The 17630-nt window shown below is 41.2% G+C and carries 13 protein-coding genes and 1 pseudogene; 5 read left to right on the top strand and 9 right to left on the bottom strand.

Features of this window, described 5'->3' with window-relative positions:
* Positions 1-57: 57 nt before the first annotated feature.
* On the top strand, positions 58-414 hold the full coding sequence (locus tag H561_RS0120710) for a response regulator (protein ID WP_027388688.1): 357 nt from the start codon (positions 58-60) through the stop codon (positions 412-414).
* A 112-nt stretch (positions 415-526) separates the two neighbouring features.
* Here the strand turns inward: H561_RS0120710 and H561_RS23035 are convergent, their stop codons facing one another.
* A complete protein-coding gene (locus H561_RS23035; protein WP_027388687.1) occupies positions 527-973 on the bottom strand; it encodes an energy transducer TonB in 447 nt (148 codons plus the stop codon).
* 381 nt (positions 974-1354) lie between these two features.
* Between H561_RS23035 and H561_RS23030 the strand changes: the two genes are divergently transcribed.
* From H561_RS23030 to H561_RS24205, 3 genes are all read left to right on the top strand, one after another.
* Complete coding sequence (locus H561_RS23030) at positions 1355-2317, top strand: alpha/beta fold hydrolase (RefSeq protein WP_034763011.1); 963 nt, start codon at positions 1355-1357, stop codon at positions 2315-2317.
* A gap of 184 nt (positions 2318-2501) precedes the next feature.
* Positions 2502-2645 (top strand): bacteriocin-like protein, encoded by a 144-nt coding sequence (locus H561_RS24090; protein WP_155845876.1) that lies wholly within the window; start codon positions 2502-2504, stop codon positions 2643-2645.
* A 26-nt stretch (positions 2646-2671) separates the two neighbouring features.
* Positions 2672-2818 (top strand): bacteriocin-like protein, encoded by a 147-nt coding sequence (locus H561_RS24205; protein WP_170207319.1) that lies wholly within the window; start codon positions 2672-2674, stop codon positions 2816-2818.
* A 186-nt stretch (positions 2819-3004) separates the two neighbouring features.
* On the opposite strand, the gene H561_RS0120675 is transcribed toward H561_RS24205, so the two are convergent.
* The 7 genes and pseudogenes from H561_RS0120675 to H561_RS0120640 all read right to left on the bottom strand — a co-directional run bounded on the left by H561_RS0120675 (position 3005) and on the right by H561_RS0120640 (position 15126).
* Positions 3005-3841, bottom strand: coding sequence for a carboxylesterase family protein (locus H561_RS0120675; protein WP_027388686.1), 837 nt, complete (start codon positions 3839-3841; stop codon positions 3005-3007).
* A 165-nt stretch (positions 3842-4006) separates the two neighbouring features.
* On the bottom strand, positions 4007-5431 hold the full coding sequence (locus H561_RS0120670; RefSeq protein ID WP_034763008.1) for a sugar MFS transporter: 1425 nt from the start codon (positions 5429-5431) through the stop codon (positions 4007-4009).
* A gap of 144 nt (positions 5432-5575) precedes the next feature.
* Complete coding sequence (locus H561_RS0120665) at positions 5576-8035, bottom strand: glycoside hydrolase family 3 N-terminal domain-containing protein (RefSeq protein ID WP_027388684.1); 2460 nt, start codon at positions 8033-8035, stop codon at positions 5576-5578.
* Between the two features lie 121 nt (positions 8036-8156).
* Positions 8157-9035 (bottom strand): alpha/beta hydrolase, encoded by an 879-nt coding sequence (locus H561_RS0120655; protein ID WP_027388683.1) that lies wholly within the window; start codon positions 9033-9035, stop codon positions 8157-8159.
* A 260-nt stretch (positions 9036-9295) separates the two neighbouring features.
* Positions 9296-10105, bottom strand: a pseudogene (locus H561_RS23025) (alpha/beta hydrolase).
* A gap of 452 nt (positions 10106-10557) precedes the next feature.
* On the bottom strand, positions 10558-12849 hold the full coding sequence (locus H561_RS0120645) for a glycoside hydrolase family 3 protein (protein WP_027388682.1): 2292 nt from the start codon (positions 12847-12849) through the stop codon (positions 10558-10560).
* Between the two features lie 9 nt (positions 12850-12858).
* Positions 12859-15126, bottom strand: coding sequence for a porin family protein (locus H561_RS0120640; RefSeq protein ID WP_027388681.1), 2268 nt, complete (start codon positions 15124-15126; stop codon positions 12859-12861).
* A gap of 435 nt (positions 15127-15561) precedes the next feature.
* Between H561_RS0120640 and H561_RS0120635 the strand changes: the two genes are divergently transcribed.
* A complete protein-coding gene (locus H561_RS0120635; protein WP_027388680.1) occupies positions 15562-16311 on the top strand; it encodes an NUDIX hydrolase in 750 nt (249 codons plus the stop codon).
* A 48-nt stretch (positions 16312-16359) separates the two neighbouring features.
* Here the strand turns inward: H561_RS0120635 and H561_RS0120630 are convergent, their stop codons facing one another.
* On the bottom strand, positions 16360-17490 hold the full coding sequence (locus tag H561_RS0120630) for a serine hydrolase domain-containing protein (RefSeq protein WP_162143042.1): 1131 nt from the start codon (positions 17488-17490) through the stop codon (positions 16360-16362).
* Positions 17491-17630 lie beyond the last annotated feature (140 nt).

Genomic DNA, 17630 nt, shown 5'->3' with positions numbered 1-17630 from the left:
TTAAACGAGTATGCAATGAATTTTTTTCATACATTTACACCATATATATGACCGTTTATGAATAAAAAAATTGTCCTTATTCAGGATAATGAACAAATATTGGATATCATGGATCAGGTTTTGACGGATGAAGGCTTTAATGTTATTCCATCACTGACAACCGACCCGATTGAAGAAATTGGTGATATTGATCCTGATGTCGTGATTGTGGATGAACACATCAGAGGGAATAAAAAAGGGACAAAAGTAATTGAAGAATTAAAGTCTGACCCTGCTACCGAAGAAGTGGCAGCGGTACTTACTTCCACCTCTACCAATTTGCCTGAGCAGGCAAAGGAATGCAAAGCTGACGACTATATTGAAAAACCTTTTGATATCGGTACGATGGTTGAGGTCGTAAAGAAAAATGCTTAATTGATCCGGTTGGGGCGATGCGCTGTGTGATTTGATTACCTGATTTTTCAGTCAGATCCAACGCCTTCGTTTCTTTTTGGTGAAAATACAAGACTTTTACAGTAAATTATTATCACTCTGCAAGTTTAAAACTGACCCTCATGATATACTCAGACTCTGCCGGTTTTCCGTTCACTAAAGCAGGGTTCCATTTTGGCATTTTACCGATCAGCCTTTTCACCTCTTCGTCGCAGCCGTAACCAAGTGCCCTTATAAACTTGCCGAACCTTGCAGTGCCATCTTTGGCAATATCAAGCTGCACCACCAGCAGCCCCTGTATATTATTTTTAACCGCCTCTTTCGGATACTTCAGGTTCCTGGATATAAACGCACTCATCTCAGCCTGGCCGCCTTTAAATTCGGGCTGGACTTCCGGGTTGGACTTTTGGATTCCTTCCGATGGCGAGGTATACATAATGACAGGTTCGCCATCTCGCACGTCCGTTTTAGTAACTTTTTGGGCAAACACCAGCGGACTGTTCAAAATAATCACCGCAGCGGCAAACTTGATTTTCTTCATGACAATCGTATCTATTTTTCGCTAAGATATGCTTAAAATTCAATGCACTCACCATTTAATGATCATCAGCGGCAAGAAAACACAGGTTATTTCACCTGTAGGCAATGGTACGCATCTCAGGATATCCAGTTTTTTGTTTCAGTTTAATTGAAGATATTTTACTGATCTTACCGGCCTTTTTTCTTTTATATCAGGCACTGATCTGCTGACTGAATTTTTTGCTATCTTGCGGCCGTGCGGTATCGGACGGAATTGAGTAGAAAACCTGTATGGAATCATTCATTCCGTATGACAATGAATGGATTTGAAAAAGATTGAAATACAGCTATAAATTCCGGTAAAACGGTTTCAATAAAAATAAAAACATCTATTAAAATAATTATGAAAAGAATCTTAAGCCTTTTGGTTATTGTATTAGGCCTCAATGCATTATTTGGGCAATCCCAGCCGGACTATGACACGGTAACCGTGGGCGGCATCAGACAGGTGATCTCCTACAGCGGAAACAAAGACCGGCCGCTTATCCTTTTTTTACACGGAGGCCCCGGAAGCTCAAGGATGAAACAGGCTGAAGTTTTTTCTAATGTGCTCCAAAAACATTTTCTTGTCGTTCAGTGGGATCAGAGAGACGCAGGGAAAACGCTCGCCTTAAACAAATCCTCTGTTCCGATAACCCTGGAGTTAATGGAAAATGATACTTATGAACTGATACAAATGCTGCTGAAAAAATTCAATCAGAAAAAATTATATCTCGTAGGGGAATCGTGGGGAACAGTCCTAGGCTTCAAAATGGCAGAAAAGCATCCTGAACTCCTGGATGCCTATATCGCATTCAGTCCGGTAATCAACCAGACAAAGAGTGAGCAGATGCTGTTGAAAAAATTAAAAGATCATGCAAAATCGGAATCGAACCGTATGGCCCGGGAGGAACTGAATACCGTTACCATTCCTTTCAAGAGTTACGAAGATATGTACTATCTCAGAAAATGGATGTTCAGCTATGATGGGCATCCTTTCGCAGAAAAAGACCTTCCTCTTCTGAAGCAATATATGGAGGATTGGACCAAAACCTGGATGCCGACATGGAACCGGGTCATGCGTCAGAATCTAATGGCGGAATTGCCTGAAATCAGCTGTCCCGTCTATTTCTTTATCGGTGAAAAAGATTTTCAGACCAATTTTAATATTGCAAAAGATTACATGAAGATTTTAAAAGCGCCGAAAAAGAATATCTATGAATTTAAAAATGCAGGACATTCCGTATTAACGGAAGAACCGGAGCAGGTTCAGAAAATCATCATCAGCGATATTCTGGGAGACGTTCCGGCGGTTGACAGCAAATAGGCGCTTTACAAAGTTTGGATAAATTTATCTTCAACAAGCCTGGACTCCCCATCGGCTCAATGATTACACCATTTAAAGTAAAATAAACCGCATAATAATTCATCAATAATAAAATATTTATCAGAATAATGCTATTCAATTGATAAAAATTTATTAATTTCGAATACAACCAATTCCAAATCTTATGAAAAATTTAAAAAAAGTCAATCGACAGGAAATGAAAGCGATCAAAGGCGGGATTAACTGTCCGGGCGGACAATTATGCCTGATCAACAAAAAATGGCAGTGTATGCCCTATGACGGATGCGGCGGCGGAAACCAGCCTTAATTGATGTTTAACCCAATTACTTTATTATGAAAAATTTCAAGAAAATCTCAAGAGGCCAGCTGAAAGGCATTAACGGCGGAGCCTCAGGCTGTTCCGAAGCCTGTTGCCCTCCTCCGGGAGTAAAAAGATGTCCATGGGTAATCTGTATAGTACCTTGTGATATTTTAAGTTAAAAATAATATTTATCAGGAATAATAAGCCCTGCAGAATTAATAATTCTGCAGGGCTTATTATTCTGTATTTCATTAATGATCTTTTTTCTTTCATGTCCGTAAGAGTTAGTATATACTCTCATGACATTTCAGATATAACAGAGTAAATGCACTTAAATCTGTGTGATCACAATAAGTTATGAGAAATTATTTTTTCTGTTTGAATAACCACTTCGGTATTTCGTCACTCAGCAGCAACGGGATGGTAATATTGTTATGGTCCAATTCCGTAAAAGTTTTGAACAGTACTTTATTGCTGTTTTTTAATTTTTTATACAGTTCGTCGCTTCCTTTATACGGATTATCAAAATCCTTTGCCCCGTGAATCAGATAAATATTTTTGGAAGCTAATGCTTTTAAATGGGAAAAATCCGGAACTGCGGCGATTGAAACCATAGCCGCAAATTCTTCAGGAGCCAAACTCATCAGGTTCTGAGCGGTTGAAGCGCCCATTGAATAGCCTACCAGATATATTTTAGATTTGTCCATATTGGGATATTCCTGCTCCAGCTTTCTCAATAATTTCAGAACCAAAATTGTTGCATCGCTTCCTTTTGACACCAAAATGCCGTTTCCATTTTCAAGGTAATTTGAGGAACGTTCATTAAACTGAGGCGCCACCACAAAACAATTGTACCTTTCATAAATTTCATTTCTCAGCCAGATTTTCGCCAATGGCTCTAATTGCCTTTCATTATCATTGCCAATCCGTGTGGAATTGTGAAAAGTGAGAACTGCCGGATATTTTTTAGCCGGATCATAATTTTTAGGCAACAGGAGACGGTAAGGCAATTCTTCGTTATCCTGATTAAAAATCCGCTTCTCAAACGATGCATTCAGAAGGTTATTTAAAATGGCCTTCGTATCAGAAAATGTTAAGCTGTCTATTTTAGAATGATCAGAAGTTGAGATTTGACCGAATGCCAATGGTATGTTTAAAGTTATGACCGTGAGATTTATCAGGAACTTTAGTTGATAATTCATATCAATATTATAATTTGACTAAGATAATTATTAAGCCGCATATACTCTTTATCATATTCTGCTTTTTAAGTATGAACAAAATTTGCAACATAAAACAATTTTCTATTTCAATAAAAAAAACCTGCTCAACAGCAGGTTTTATAATTTATTTAAAGTTCAAAGATCCTAATGCCCGGATTTTGCATCAGCATCCTGCTTCACATGGCCCAGGTATTTGGTGCAGTATGCACCAAAAACCAAGATGGCAAGATAACAGAACACCGGAATGATGAATGAATGCTGAACTCCGAAAACATCAGCCAGATAACCCTGGAAAATCGGAACGATCGCCCCTCCCAGGATTGCCATTACCACCAAAGAAGACCCCTGGCTTGTGTATTTTCCCAATCCGGAGATGGCCAGTGTATAAATATTGGAGAACATGATTGAATTGAAAATCCCAATTCCTAAAATGCTGTACATGGCTAGTTCCCCGTGATTCAGCATCGCTGAAATCAGTAATAAAACGTTAATTCCCGCAAAGATGGATAACGTTCTTGCCGGAGCAGATTTGCCGATAAAGAACGCAACGAAATTCAGTACAATAAATACCAGGAAGAAACTGATTTGTGAAAACGTCAGATCTACAATACTGAAGATCACCAGGAAAACAGCCGTTGCCGCTCCCAGCATATATAATGCTTTCTTCCCCTGGCTGATCGACTGATTCAGCGAGATCGCCCCCAGGAAACGCCCGATCATCGCACCGCCCCAATACAGGGAAAGGTAGTTTTTGCTCACCACTTCGGAAAGATTCATTACCTGCGGCTGCTCCAGGAAACTGATGATAAAACTTCCTACCGCCACTTCCCCGCCGACATAACAGAACATGGCAAAAACCCCGAACAGAAGATGGTTATGCTGCAATGCGCCAAAACCTTTTACCGCTTCCTCTTCATTCGTCTGGAAAGAAGGAAGCTTCACTCTTGAAATCAGCAAAGCCACCAGAAGTAAGATGCCTGCAAAGATCAGGTAGGGAATTCTTGTGGCCACCGCAGAAAAGGATCCATCTGCGGCAGAAAAGAATTCAAAAATTAAATGCCCGCCCAAAACCGGTGCTATGGTGGTTCCGAATGCATTGAAAGCCTGGGTCATATTCAGCCGGCTGGATGCGGATTCTTCCGAACCTAAAAGCGAAACGTAAGCATTTGCGGTAATCTGTAAAACGGTAAATCCTAATCCGAGAACGAACAAAGCACCTAAAAATAGCCCGTAAGATGAAAATGTGGCCGCCGGATAAAAAAGCACGCAGCCGAAAGCCGCCAGGAAAATCCCGAAAAGGATTCCTTTCTTATACCCTACTTTGTTGATGGGGTCGCCACCGATCATGGAGACAAGAAAATAGATCATTGAACCGATAAAGTAAGCACCGAAGAAACAGAACTGTACCAGCATCGATTCGAAGAAGGTCAGACTGAAGAGCTGTTTCAGATAAGGAATAAGGATGTCATTCATACACGTGATGAATCCCCACATAAAAAATAAAAGGGTAATGGTAATCAACGGAACAATATAATTCCTGTTCGCAGATTTTACGTCATTATTGATCATATACATTAAGTTTTAAAAAGAGGCTAAAGATAGCCTCTTTTATTTATAATATCTTAATTTGAGACAATAGATTTTTTGTAGATTATCACTTTTTTGAAAAGCCCGTCTATTCACTTTAAATTAAAAGCTTCTGTTATTTAAAAATTAAGGTTTCAGGTCTTCAAACTGTTTATCAGCAGGGAAAACATGCTGCACTTTTTCAACCGTCAGTTCTTTCGGAAGAGTAAAATCTGTGGTCTGCTTAATATCCAGAGAAGATGCGCCCACGGAAACTTTGTAATTCCCGGCTTCGGCGATCCAGGCAGATTTGGCCGTTACAAATGATGCCAGATCTTTTGGTGATAAAGTCAACGTAACGGTTTGGGATTCTCCCGGCTTCAGGTCTTTTGTTTTGGCATACGCTTTCAACTCAGACTTTGGTTTGTCAATAGATTGGTTTGGTGCGGAAAGGTACAATTCCACCACTTCTTTTCCAGAAACTTTTCCGGTGTTCTTCACCTCAACACTGACCTCTAATTTGTTATTAAACGTTTTAGAATTGGTTTTGATGTTTGAATAAGCAAATTCCGTGTAAGACTTCCCATAACCGAATTCATAAGACGGTTTTACATTGAAGGTATTGAAATAACGGTAACCGACATAAACGCCTTCTTCATATGTCACATCTTTTGGATTGTCCGCCGGAACACCCGGAAAATTCTTTGCGGACGGCGTATCGGAATATTTCATTGGGAACGTCATGGTCAGTTTTCCGGAAGGGTTTATTTTCCCTGAAACGACATCGGCAACGGAATGTCCGCCTTCCTGGCCAGGCTGCCATGCTAATAAGATGGCATCTGCTTTATCTTTCCAGGAAGCCGTTTCGATAACGCCACCGATGTTCAGAATCACAACCACTTTCTTCCCTTTTGCGTGGAATGCCTTTGAGATTTTATCAAGCATTTCGAGTTCTTCTGTTGCCAGATCAAAATCGTTATCCACTACCCTGTCGCCACCTTCTCCGGAATTTCTTCCCAACGTTACGAAAGCAATTTCCGAAGTTTCCGCTTTTTTAGCGATGAAGGCATCATCCATTTTCAATTCCGGGAGCCTTTCCGGCAATGCCAGAATTCCTCTTGCTTTTCTTCTTTCTTTTTCCGCTGCAAGTTCCTTTTCAGCGTGAGGTTTGTAGAGATCAACCAGCTGTTTGTCTAATTTATAACCAGCCGCATTTAAACCTTCCAGTAATGAAACCGTGTGTTTGTTGTTCACACTTCCGCTTCCCGTTCCGCCGGTGATCCAGGCGTAAGAGGTCACTCCGAATAATGAAACTTCTTTCTGTTTATCGGCAAAAGGCAAAGCATTTTTATCATTTTTAAGCAAAACCATTCCTTCCGTCGCTGCATTTCTTGTTACTTCTGCATTTTGATCCAGATCCGGTTTATTGCTATATTTATATTGCGCAAAAGTCGGTGTTTTGAAAACGTATTCCAGAACTCTTTTCACATTAAGATTCGCAACGTCCTGAGATAATTTCCCGGAATCCAATGCAGCCAGCAACACTTTTTTCTGAGCCGGAATCCCCGGCATCAAAAGGTCGTTTCCGGCATTCATTTGTTTTACCACGTCAGAGATTCCACCATCTTTAATCGATTCAAACCCCGGAAAACCTCCGAACCAGTCGGTCATCACAATTCCTTTGAAACCCCATTCGTTTCTCAAAACCTGAGTCAGCAAATCTTTAGAATCTGAAGTGTAGACACCATTCAGTTTGTTGTAAGACGACATGACCGTCCAGGGCTGGGATTCTTTAACCGCTATTTCAAAATTTCTCAGATACAATTCCCGCATGGCCCGTTCGGAAACGTGTGCATTGATGGTCAGACGGTTGCTTTCTTCATTATTGGCAGCAAAATGTTTGATGGAAGTCCCCACTCCCTGAGACTGGATTCCGTTTACGATGGCCGCTGCCGTTTTTCCTGAAATTAGAGGATCTTCAGAATAATATTCAAAGTTTCTTCCGTTCAATGGATTCCTGTGAATATTCAAAGCCGGAGCCAATAATACATCCACACCGTATTCTCTCACTTCATTTCCCATTGCTTTTCCCACCTGTTCCAATAAGGTCTTGTTCCAGGTCGAAGCCAACGCGGTTCCCACCGGAAATGCCGTTGCATAATACGTTTTTGAATCATTTTCCCTGGTTGGGGCAATTCTCAACCCTGCAGGTCCGTCCGCAACCACCGTCGCAGGAATTCCGAACCTGTCGAAATTAGCAGTTCCACCCGCAGCTCCGGGAACCAGCCCTTGCTTTGAATCCCCGACAGGTCCCGTCAGCACTTCAATACCGGGCATTCCCGTTCCGATCAGAAGATTTACTTTTTCTGCATTGGTCATCTGTCTGATGATGGCATCAATTCTTTTATCAACGGAAAGCCGGGTGTCTTCCCAAACGTCTAATTTTCCGTTTTTGTTTAAATCCTTAAACGTTTTTCCGCCAGCCGTAACATTTTGATCTTTAGTTTGGGCCTTCGCAAAAGGCGATGCCGCCAGTAAAGCCAGGAATAATCCTGAATATTTTGCCTTCTGAGAAAGTCTGATCAGGGTAGATACATTCTTCTTCATAATTTTATTTTTTATTGTATATTTAAATTTTTCGGATCTAAAAGTCTATGTTAACAGGCATTATGATCCCTTCAAATCCCTTTAAAGTATTTGAAAATATTGATGAAATGATGAAATTGATCTATAAGAACTTATGAAACTTCAGCCAGTCAAGATAAACATCCGACCATTTGTCAACGGGTATGTTCTGAACGCCCATCCCGAAACCGTGACCGCCTTTTTCATAGATATGAAGCTCTGCAGGCTGTCCGGCTGCCAACCATTTGCTGTACAACAATACCGATTTCGGAGCCAGCTTTAGCTGGTCGTCGCTTGCCGCGCAGATGAATAACGGCAATGGTGCTGAAGGAATCTGAGTGTCCAGAATCTCCTGACTTGGCCCGCCATAGATTGAAGCTGCAAAGTTGGGCACTGTGGAAGCATCTTTGCTGTGAAGAACGCTTTCCAGAATCACGCTTGCACCCGCTGAAAACCCGATTACCCCTAACTTTTCAGGGTTGATGTTCATTTCTTTAGCATGGGTTCTGAGGTATGAAATTGCGGTTTTGATGTCTTCTCCCGCCATTACTTTAATAGGTGCCGTTTTCGCATCAAACGAGGTTCTGTCTTTAATGCTCTCCATCATTTCTTTCGCAGGATCATTGGATTTCGTTTCCAGTAACCTGTATTTTAAAACAACCGCTGTGATACCATTTGCGGCCAATTTTTTAGCGACGTCAACGCCTTCCCTATTGATGGATAAACTCTGGAAACCACCGCCCGGAGCAACAATAACAACAGTTCCGTTGGCTTTTGCCTTATCGGCCTCAAAGACCAGAATGGAAGGCTGCGTTACATTGAAAACCACTTCGGTTTTGAACAGTTCATTGAACTGCTGTGCTTCTTTCTGCATCCAGTTCTCCGTTCCCGGCGCTTTTCCTTTGTATAACGGAATTGATTTTTGAGCATTGACGGTACTCAACCCTAAAAGAAAAGCACCTGCTATGATTAATTTTTTCATTTTGAATTATTTTGTTTTAACGCAAAGAGCGCAAATATTTTTTTGATTATTACACTGTTTTTAACTTCGATAAGGCATTTTACTTAAATCAGCAGCACAAAGTTTTATGATAACATTGTTTTAATTATGATCGAATTGCATGCAGCCCGACTTGAGCGGAAATCCTTTTTTATGTGGTCTTCAAGTTCTATTGAACGCAAAACTTCAACAAAAAAGATTGAGAGCGGAAGGCGGAAAAAGCTGCCCAAACCCTTAAAATCCTACTTAAATAACTGCGGAACAAATTCATTCAGGTACGTTCTCCAATTGCTCCAGGTATGGCCGCCTTCAGATTCTGTATATTGATATTTGAAATTCATTCTGTCGAGTTTCTGACGGTATTCTGTGACATTCTTATACAGGAAATCTGTTTTTCCGATGGCAATCCAATACAGCTTGTAAGTGTTGTTCTGCTGGGTTTTCAGTTTTGCATCCAAATTCCGGTAGACTGGGCTTTTCTTTTCATCCGGCGGAAGGATCGCCGGAGAAAATAACCCTACGTAATCAAATGTCTTGGGCTGATTCGCAGAAATATACAGCGAATGAAAACCGCCCATCGAGAGCCCTGCAACCGCACGGTTTCTGGCATCTGCTTTGACACGGTAATTCAATTCTGTAAAATCTATAATTTCCCTGAAGTAGGTTTACATATCTCCCGAGAAAATATCCGGCGTTCTCATATCGATTTTGTAAAGACCTTTCGGAGATTCTCCCGGTGCTGCGGAATTGCTGGTGTGCCCGTTCGGCATCACGACAATCATCGGTTTTGCTTTTCCCGCAGCAATTAAATTGTCTAAAATCTGTGAAGCTCTCCCTAAAGTTGTCCAGGCATCTTCATCCCCACCCATTCCGTGAAGCAGATATAACACCGGGAACTTATCTTTTGAAGCTTCATAACCCGGCGGGGTATAAACGGTGAGCCTCCTGTCTTCCTTCAGCCCTTTCGATGTGTACCATCTTTTGGAAACCGTTCCGTGAGGCACATTCTGGACTTTGTAATTTTCAGACTCTTTTCCGTCTACCAAAAACATACTCATCACGGACGAAACATCACGAACCTGATAAGAATTGTTCGGATCATTGGCTTTTACGCCGTCAACAACAAATGAATAGGTGTAAAGGTCCGGTGCCAAATCATTTTTAGTAAATGTCCACACCCCGTCCGCATTTTTCTGTAAATCAACAGAACCGGCTTCCATTCCTTTTGACGGAAACCAGTTTCCCTGTAACTTCACCGTTTTTGCATCGGGCGCCAAAAGCCGGAATTCCACCTTCCGGCCATTAACCTCAGGTGAAACCATGTTTTTCTTACCGCTGAAATCAAGGCTTTCCTGAGCATGTATCATTAATGAACCGAGCATTAATGAATATAAAGTGTATCTGATCTTCATATCAATATTTTTTTGAATGATTAAAAATGAAATGAAACCGGACAGGATGCCCGGTCCCAAGCCATCAATTTAATCAATTTTTATAATGAATCTTATTTTGTGTATTTTTGAGTTCTTGCATCTTTAATCACTCCTGACCAGTTCATCCCGTATCCGAAATCATAGGAATGGCCTTCTGAATCTTTGTGCGGAACCATATCATACGGAACATCTTCCTTCTGGGTTTCCACCGTTTTCATATCTGCCGGCATCTGAAGCGGAAGCAATCCTGAAGGCTCATATTTCCCTGCAATAATATCTACAACCGCCTGATTTGACACATTGAAATTCATTAAAATCGCATCTGCGTGATTTTCAAATTCGTTAAAAACCATCGGCTTGGAAGCTGTTACAGAAATGATAACAGGTTTTCCGTTCATTACCCTGTAGGTATTCTGAATCGTCAAAAGATCCGTAGAATTGGTAACGGTTGTCGTTTTGTTTTTAAATGTCCTGTCATGAACAGTGGGTGCCACAACAGGATCCCCGGCTGCAATGCTTTTTTCCCTTGCCTCAGTTGCTGTGTACGTTTTGTACTGTAAAGAAATCGGAACATACCCGTTTCCGCCTTCTTTGGCATCGATGTCGCTGTAACCGCCTTCTTCACTGTGCGGGCTTTGTATGAAAACAATGGCAAAATCAGCTTTCGTCGGATCTTCGGTCACGTTGTAATGTTTTTTTACCATCTCCAAATCTACCGGGGATTTCAAAGAGGGTTCGGTGTAAATTCCCCACCAGTTGAACGTTGCCGGAGAATATCTCTTCGGAATATAAACCGTTTTTCGTTCTTTGATGGGAAGAATATTGGCTTTGTTTTTCAACATGACGATCGACTTAACCTGAGCATCGTAACCCGCTTTCATAAATTCAGGATTACCAACGATTTTCCTGGTTTCATCTGTGTTGACGTAGGGATTTTCAAACAATCCGGTTCTGAAGAAATTTCTCAATAAACGAACGGCAGACTGCTCAAATTTTGCCCGATAAGCTTTTTCACCGTGTTCTTTTACGCCCATTTGATACGCTTCCAGAACAGGGCCTTTGTCGTTGTTTCCTCCGAACTGGTCAACGCCTGCTTCCAACACTTTATAATGACGCTCTGCAATGGACATTTTTTCTACGCCCCAGGGTTTTCCTGCGAATCCTCCCGGAGTTTTCGGTTCATCGGATGTAATCAGCCAATCGGTACAGACCACGCCGTCATACCCGTATTTTCCACGCAGTAAATCGGTGATCAGATATTTACTGAAACCGTTTCCTACATTTTCTCCGTTTTTGGTATCCTGATTGAAACTGATGGTGTAATAAGGCATTACCGCTGCCGCTTCTTTAGTTCCTCCGCTTAATTTAAAAGCCCCTTCAGTAAAAGGCTTTACGTGGTTCTGGAAATTATTTCCGGGATATACGGCATATTTTCCCATCGCCCAGTGGCCGTCACGTCCACCCTCTTCCGGTCCGCCTCCCGGCCAGTGTTTTACCATGGCATTCACACTTTTGGTTCCCCATCCGTTTTTATTTCCGATGGTTGTCTGGAAACCGTCAATGTAACCTCTCGCCATATCTGCCGTCAGTTCCGGGCTTTCACTGAAAACGTACGCAATCCTGTACCAGCGGGGTTCTGTTCCCAAATCGATTTGCGGAGATAAAGCCGTGGAAATTCCTAATGCCCTGTATTCCTGAGCCGCAATATTCCCGAATTTTTTAACCAATTCAGGATCGAAAGTTGCGCCCATCGCCAAACCATCGGGCCAGAGCGAAATCTGTCCGCCTGCTCCTTCATTAAATTCTGCGGTTACGGTTGCAGAATGTCTCGGATCGGTACTGTTGTTGGCAGGAATTCCCAATCCCAAACCTTCAATATAAGCCTGGATGTTATTGCTCCATTTTGCAGCAGTTTCCGGAGATTCTACCGTGGTTACCAAAACGTGGCGAAGATGATCGTCTTTAAGGAATTTTTTCTGCTGGTCTGTTAAATCAAATGCTTTTGCACCGCTTTCTTTGTAGAACATTCCGTTGTATTTTCCTGCTCTGAAACCGTCTGCCGGAGCCGGAACCGATTGATGTCCGCTGTACAGCATCAGTCCTGCAATTTGCTCGACCGACATTTTTGAAGCCAGATCTTTTGCTCTTTCCTCCACCGAAAGTCTCCAGTCTTCGTATTTATCGAGCTTCCCGTTTTTATTTAAATCTTTGAATTTATTTCCGCCAACGGTCAGGATTTTCACGCCGGAATCTGCAGAATATCCCAAAACCGGACCTTTGGAATTGGTCACGGTTTGGATATTTTGTGAAAATACAGTTACCCCAAGAAATAAAGCGGCGATATTGTATACTGTTTTTTTCATTTTAAAGTTTTAGAAATTAAAGCTTACGGATAATTGTCCCGTCAATGGCATAATGTACGTTCCTGTCAACAGTTTCCCGTAGTACGGACTTGCATCGGTAATCAATTCGGCACCGTTGATGGTTCCGCTTGCTCCTCTTTGGTTCAGGAAGTTGATAACGGTTGCGCCCACGTTCAGGTTTTTGTTCACGGTATAGCTTACGCCACCGAACGTTTCCCATCTTGGTGCGAAGTATAGAGCATTGGTAAGGTTCGCATATTGTTTTGAGAAGTATCTGAAGCTTGCCCAGAATCTCCATTTGTCAACAGAATAACTTGGATCGATTTCCATCAAGACTTTAGCAACCCCCAATACATTGTTATCACTGTAGTCATAATCTTTTCCGAAAGCACTGAAATTAAATTTCTTGTACACCGGATTCTGGAAAGTCACCAGATAATGCAGGTTAAAGCCTTTGAATGGTTTTAAAACAAAATCTGTGGTCCATCCCAACGTCTGAATATCATAATAAACGGTCGTATTCTGTGCCTGTGAAGTATTCAAAGGATTCACCAGGTTGTATCTGTTCAGGTTGTTATTCTTTTTAAGATAGGTTGCCTGGGAAATCAACTGGATATAGTCCGTATTCCAGAATATTCCCAATGCCCCTAACGGGCTTTTGATCTTGTTGGTATTGGGCTCGAATGCCTGGGAATAACTTTCCAGCCTTCTGTTTTCTTCGGTATATAAGAAGTTGGCGATGACCCCGAAGTTTTTGCTGATGTTATACGTTGCATTCAAGCTTCCTGCAATCTGGAAAAAGCTTTTATTGATTTGGGTGAACTGAGCCGGATCCGTAAAATTAAATCCAACGGTTCTGGGGGTTAAAGAAAATTCACCGTCAATGCTGTGGTTCCTTAAATGCAAACCATAGCTCAGATTAAAATTATCCGTTACTTTCCACTCATCGGTTCCGTACACTGAAATTTTGTTCTCTGTCCCGCTGTGGAATTCTCCGCCTGCATTATAGTTATAGAACCCGTCTGAATCCGTATTAGTTCCAATCAGCCTCTGAGGTTGCGCACCCACGGTCTGGAAGAAAAATGATCTGTTGGAAGTGAATTTATCAACATGATAATATTGCTCCAAAACGCCAAAAGTAACGTTGTGGTTACCCAATTGTTTACCCAGAGTAAAACGTCCTGCGATATTGGTAATCGGTGTCTCCGGAGTATGCATTGCCAACTGTGTCCCTACTGCTCCTGAATAAGCCTGACCGTTTGAAGCCAGCGTATATCCCGCAGACGAATCCGCATTGAAGATACTCAGCGGGATAATGGTCGACATTTTTACTTTGGAGAAATGCGCTCTTGTTGAGAATTTGAAATTCCAGCCGTTATCCAGAAGATAATTACCGAAAATATCAATATTATGCGCGCTGGAACGGTTGTCATTTCCTGCCATGGAAGCCCAGTAATTCTGTCCTGTCAGGATATCTTTCATTTTAATCTGCCCGTCATTCACCACATAAGAATCCCTGCCGATCTTGAAGTTATCAAGTTCCGTCACTTTTCCGTTCTCCCCGTACTGGAAAACAGCGTAGTTTCCTACGTTATAAGAATCTGAATATTTATATAACATCGAGATCTTACCTTTATCACCGTTGAAGTATTTGGTAATCCCGGCTCTGAAAATCTTCGTTTCATCGACATTCCTGGCAAAGCCGAGCTTAAAAGTACTTGGGTCGTAGTTTGCAAAAGCACCCACCGTGTAAGTCCAGCCATTTTTGGAAATCGGCCCGGAGGCATTCACATCACCCTGCAGCCAGCCAAAGGTGCTGGTTGTAAATTTTCCTTTTAATTTAAAATCTTTCGTTCCGGTCTGAGAATAAGAATTTACCGCAAAACCGAGGTCGCCCATGGTATTGGCCAGCTGATCCATTTTTAAAAGCCCGGTTTTCTCCAGGCCTACACTTTGTCTCCAGGTTTTATTAGGAAGCTCCGGCCAGAAAAAATAAACTGCAGGCAAATCGTTTTCCAGAATGGTAATTCCGCCGACTGTCGAGGGCAAACCGATGTTCACGTCCCTGGGGCTTGTATTATTGGCTGCATTCAGCATCACATTCCGGTTATTGTCTTCTTTGGAAGATGCCGTAACGGTTTTTACGCCTTCCTCAGTTTTCGTAGCCGCAATTACAGCTTTTTTTACGGCAAGCGAGTCTGTCTTTTCCTGCCCGGAAACCAATGCCACGGAAAGCATGATTCCTAAAGCTGAAATTTTAAGTATGGATTTTCTCATTTCAAGTTATATATTTTTAATATTTCTTTAAAGGTTTCAAAAATTTTGACACAAGTTGATACCTCCCCCTAAAAAAACCAGACGGCAAAAACAGATAAAAAAACGTGTTAAATTTAGCTTGCAGAAACTGAAGATTAATAATTTATGTACTACGCTAATTACGCTTCAGCTTATTGCTTCAATACGAAGCATTACAATAGTACATTCTTTATTTTAATTGAACAAATAAATATTAATAAAATTTAATAATTAATACAAATACCTGAATTTCAATATAATAAATCCAATAATAAATAAATAATTTCATTGATTCCATACGAAACAATGATTTTAAACCATTTAATAAATCTCCGAAATGGTACTCAATTATTTAAAATCTACCTTTCTTAAAATTTTTTATTAATATTTTTGTAACATTGACTCAGAAATTGAATAATGGACTCTAAAGAATTAATTTTACAAAGATCAAACGAAGCAAAAGAGATCTATATCCCTCACCTGTCTGCGGATCCTGTGATTTTTGGTTTTGACCAGAATGAGCTGAAAGTTCTCCTGTTACAGATGAATTACAGGCATCAGTGGTTCCTGCCGGGAGGGTATGTAAAAAAGGATGAAGATCTGGATGATGCTGTGGTGAGGATCCTGAAAGAAAGGGCCGGAGTCAACGCTGTTTATCTGGAGGAATTTGGTGTGTTTGGCAAAAAACACAGAAGCGAAGCTTATTTTGAAGACTTTGACGAAACATTGTTCCACAAGCAGAGATTCATCACGATCGGCTATTATGCTTTATATAATCCTTCAAAAATCAACCTGACCATAGACGAATTCAGTGGCACTTGTGAGTGGATCAACGTGAGCCGGCTTTCTGAGATAGAGATGGCAATGGACCACAAGGAAATTGTAGAAAAGGCATTGCAGACGTTAAGGGAAAAAATCTCCATCAAACCCATCGGTTTCAACCTTCTGCCTGAAAAATTCACGCTTTCCGACCTTCAGAAATTGTATGAGGCCATTTTAGGAAAAGAGCTTAACCGGGGTAATTTTTACCGTAAAATAAAGAACCTGGGAATCCTTAAAAAACTGGACGAACAAAGAAAGGGCGGTGCTCACAAAGCGCCGGATCTTTATTCATTTGATGAAGAAATTTATAATAAAGCCCTGGAAAACGGCCTGATAAGCTGGTAAATAATTCAAAATTTTCTTCTGAAAAGATGAAAAGTTAAAAACAGGCTCTCAGGGATTCAGAATTTTATCGGCCAGTGCAATCAGTTCATTTTGTGTTCCCTGATCGGCTTCATTGGACAGTAAAACGATCCCTGAATTTTCATCAGGATACAAGACCATATAGCTGCTGAAACCCAGACTGCCGCCGGTATGAGAAATGCTGCGGCGGCCGTTCCCTTTTGTTTTGACTTTCCAATTCAATGCGGTAGCACCCTCTTCAATTTTTCCAAAAGTGGGTTCGTGACTCAGCTTTACAGCAGCGTTTGTTTCATTCAGATGAAAAGCCATGTACTTCAGCATATCTGAGCCTGAAGATGCGATACCTGCCGCCGCCTGCAAATCTTCCCAATCGATAACAGGCATGGCTCTTCCCTTTCCGTCATACCCCGTTGCCATGTTTGCCGGCAGCTTTCCCTGTTTTAACAGAGAAGTATTTTTCATGGTAAGCGGGCCGGTGAAATATATTTTCAGGAGATTTTCATAAGAATTATTGTATACTTTTTCCATAATATAACCGAGCAGCTGCGCAGCTGTATTACAGTGGCGGGAAATGCTTCCGGGCACTGCCTGCAGTTTTACGTGATGCAGATCCCGGTAAAAGTCTTGACGGCTGTATTTTGTATGGACAGAATCCAGAATATAGGGAATAGAGTCCGGATCAGTCTTTCCGAAGATATCTTTATCAGGCATCCAATTGGGTAATCCGGAGGTAAGGTTAGCTAAATTAAGCAACGTGACAGGTGTCCCGTTATAATTCAGATTTGGATAGTCGTCCTTCAGGTACTTGCGGATATCATCATTGAGGTTTACTTTTTTATCAATCACGGCTTTTGCCAATAAAGCTGAACCGAAATTTTTGGTAATGGATGCAAGCTCGTACACCGTATTTCCTGTCGGCAATTCTGATTTCTCTTTTTTGGTAGAACCATAATTATAAAGATATTTCTTCCCGTTTTTAATAATACCGATTGAAATGCCGACTCTGGAATTATTTTTCATAAATGCGGAAACCGATTGATCCACCAATGAATCCAATGCACTTTTTAATTGGTTATCAGCAGGTAATTTTTTTTGAATTGACTGAGCAAAACAGACCGATGTGCAGGTGGTAAGCACAAAAAACAGAAATATTTTTTTCATATAATTTAAGTAAGCTTTCTGATAAGACATTCCGCTTGCCTGTTATATTACATATACTATTTCATTACCTTGAGTCGTTGTCCTGATCTGTATTGATTATAATCATCATGAATTGTCATAGGGAATGTTATCAATGTAAT

Source organism: Chryseobacterium gregarium DSM 19109, from assembly GCF_000430845.1.
In the GTDB taxonomy this organism is placed as follows: domain Bacteria; phylum Bacteroidota; class Bacteroidia; order Flavobacteriales; family Weeksellaceae; genus Chryseobacterium; species Chryseobacterium gregarium.
The sequence above is the reverse complement of the archived record's forward strand: the minus strand, read 5'-3'. Positions and strand labels throughout refer to the sequence as shown.

What these genes read in the sequence shown, in the direction of transcription:
- H561_RS23035 (WP_027388687.1), bottom strand. Translation starts at nt 973, where the DNA reads ATGAAGAAAATCAAGTTTGCCGCTGCGGTGATTATTTTGAACAGTCCG.
- H561_RS0120675 (WP_027388686.1), bottom strand. Translation starts at nt 3,841, where the DNA reads ATGAATTATCAACTAAAGTTCCTGATAAATCTCACGGTCATAACTTTA.
- H561_RS0120635 (WP_027388680.1), top strand. Translation starts at nt 15,562, where the DNA reads ATGGACTCTAAAGAATTAATTTTACAAAGATCAAACGAAGCAAAAGAG.
- H561_RS0120630 (WP_162143042.1), bottom strand. Translation starts at nt 17,490, where the DNA reads ATGAAAAAAATATTTCTGTTTTTTGTGCTTACCACCTGCACATCGGTC.
- H561_RS0120645 (WP_027388682.1), bottom strand. Translation starts at nt 12,849, where the DNA reads ATGAAAAAAACAGTATACAATATCGCCGCTTTATTTCTTGGGGTAACT.
- H561_RS23030 (WP_034763011.1), top strand. Translation starts at nt 1,355, where the DNA reads ATGAAAAGAATCTTAAGCCTTTTGGTTATTGTATTAGGCCTCAATGCA.
- H561_RS24090 (WP_155845876.1), top strand. Translation starts at nt 2,502, where the DNA reads ATGAAAAATTTAAAAAAAGTCAATCGACAGGAAATGAAAGCGATCAAA.
- H561_RS0120670 (WP_034763008.1), bottom strand. Translation starts at nt 5,431, where the DNA reads ATGATCAATAATGACGTAAAATCTGCGAACAGGAATTATATTGTTCCG.
- H561_RS0120640 (WP_027388681.1), bottom strand. Translation starts at nt 15,126, where the DNA reads ATGAGAAAATCCATACTTAAAATTTCAGCTTTAGGAATCATGCTTTCC.
- H561_RS0120665 (WP_027388684.1), bottom strand. Translation starts at nt 8,035, where the DNA reads ATGAAGAAGAATGTATCTACCCTGATCAGACTTTCTCAGAAGGCAAAA.
- H561_RS24205 (WP_170207319.1), top strand. Translation starts at nt 2,672, where the DNA reads ATGAAAAATTTCAAGAAAATCTCAAGAGGCCAGCTGAAAGGCATTAAC.
- H561_RS0120655 (WP_027388683.1), bottom strand. Translation starts at nt 9,035, where the DNA reads ATGAAAAAATTAATCATAGCAGGTGCTTTTCTTTTAGGGTTGAGTACC.
- H561_RS0120710 (WP_027388688.1), top strand. Translation starts at nt 58, where the DNA reads ATGAATAAAAAAATTGTCCTTATTCAGGATAATGAACAAATATTGGAT.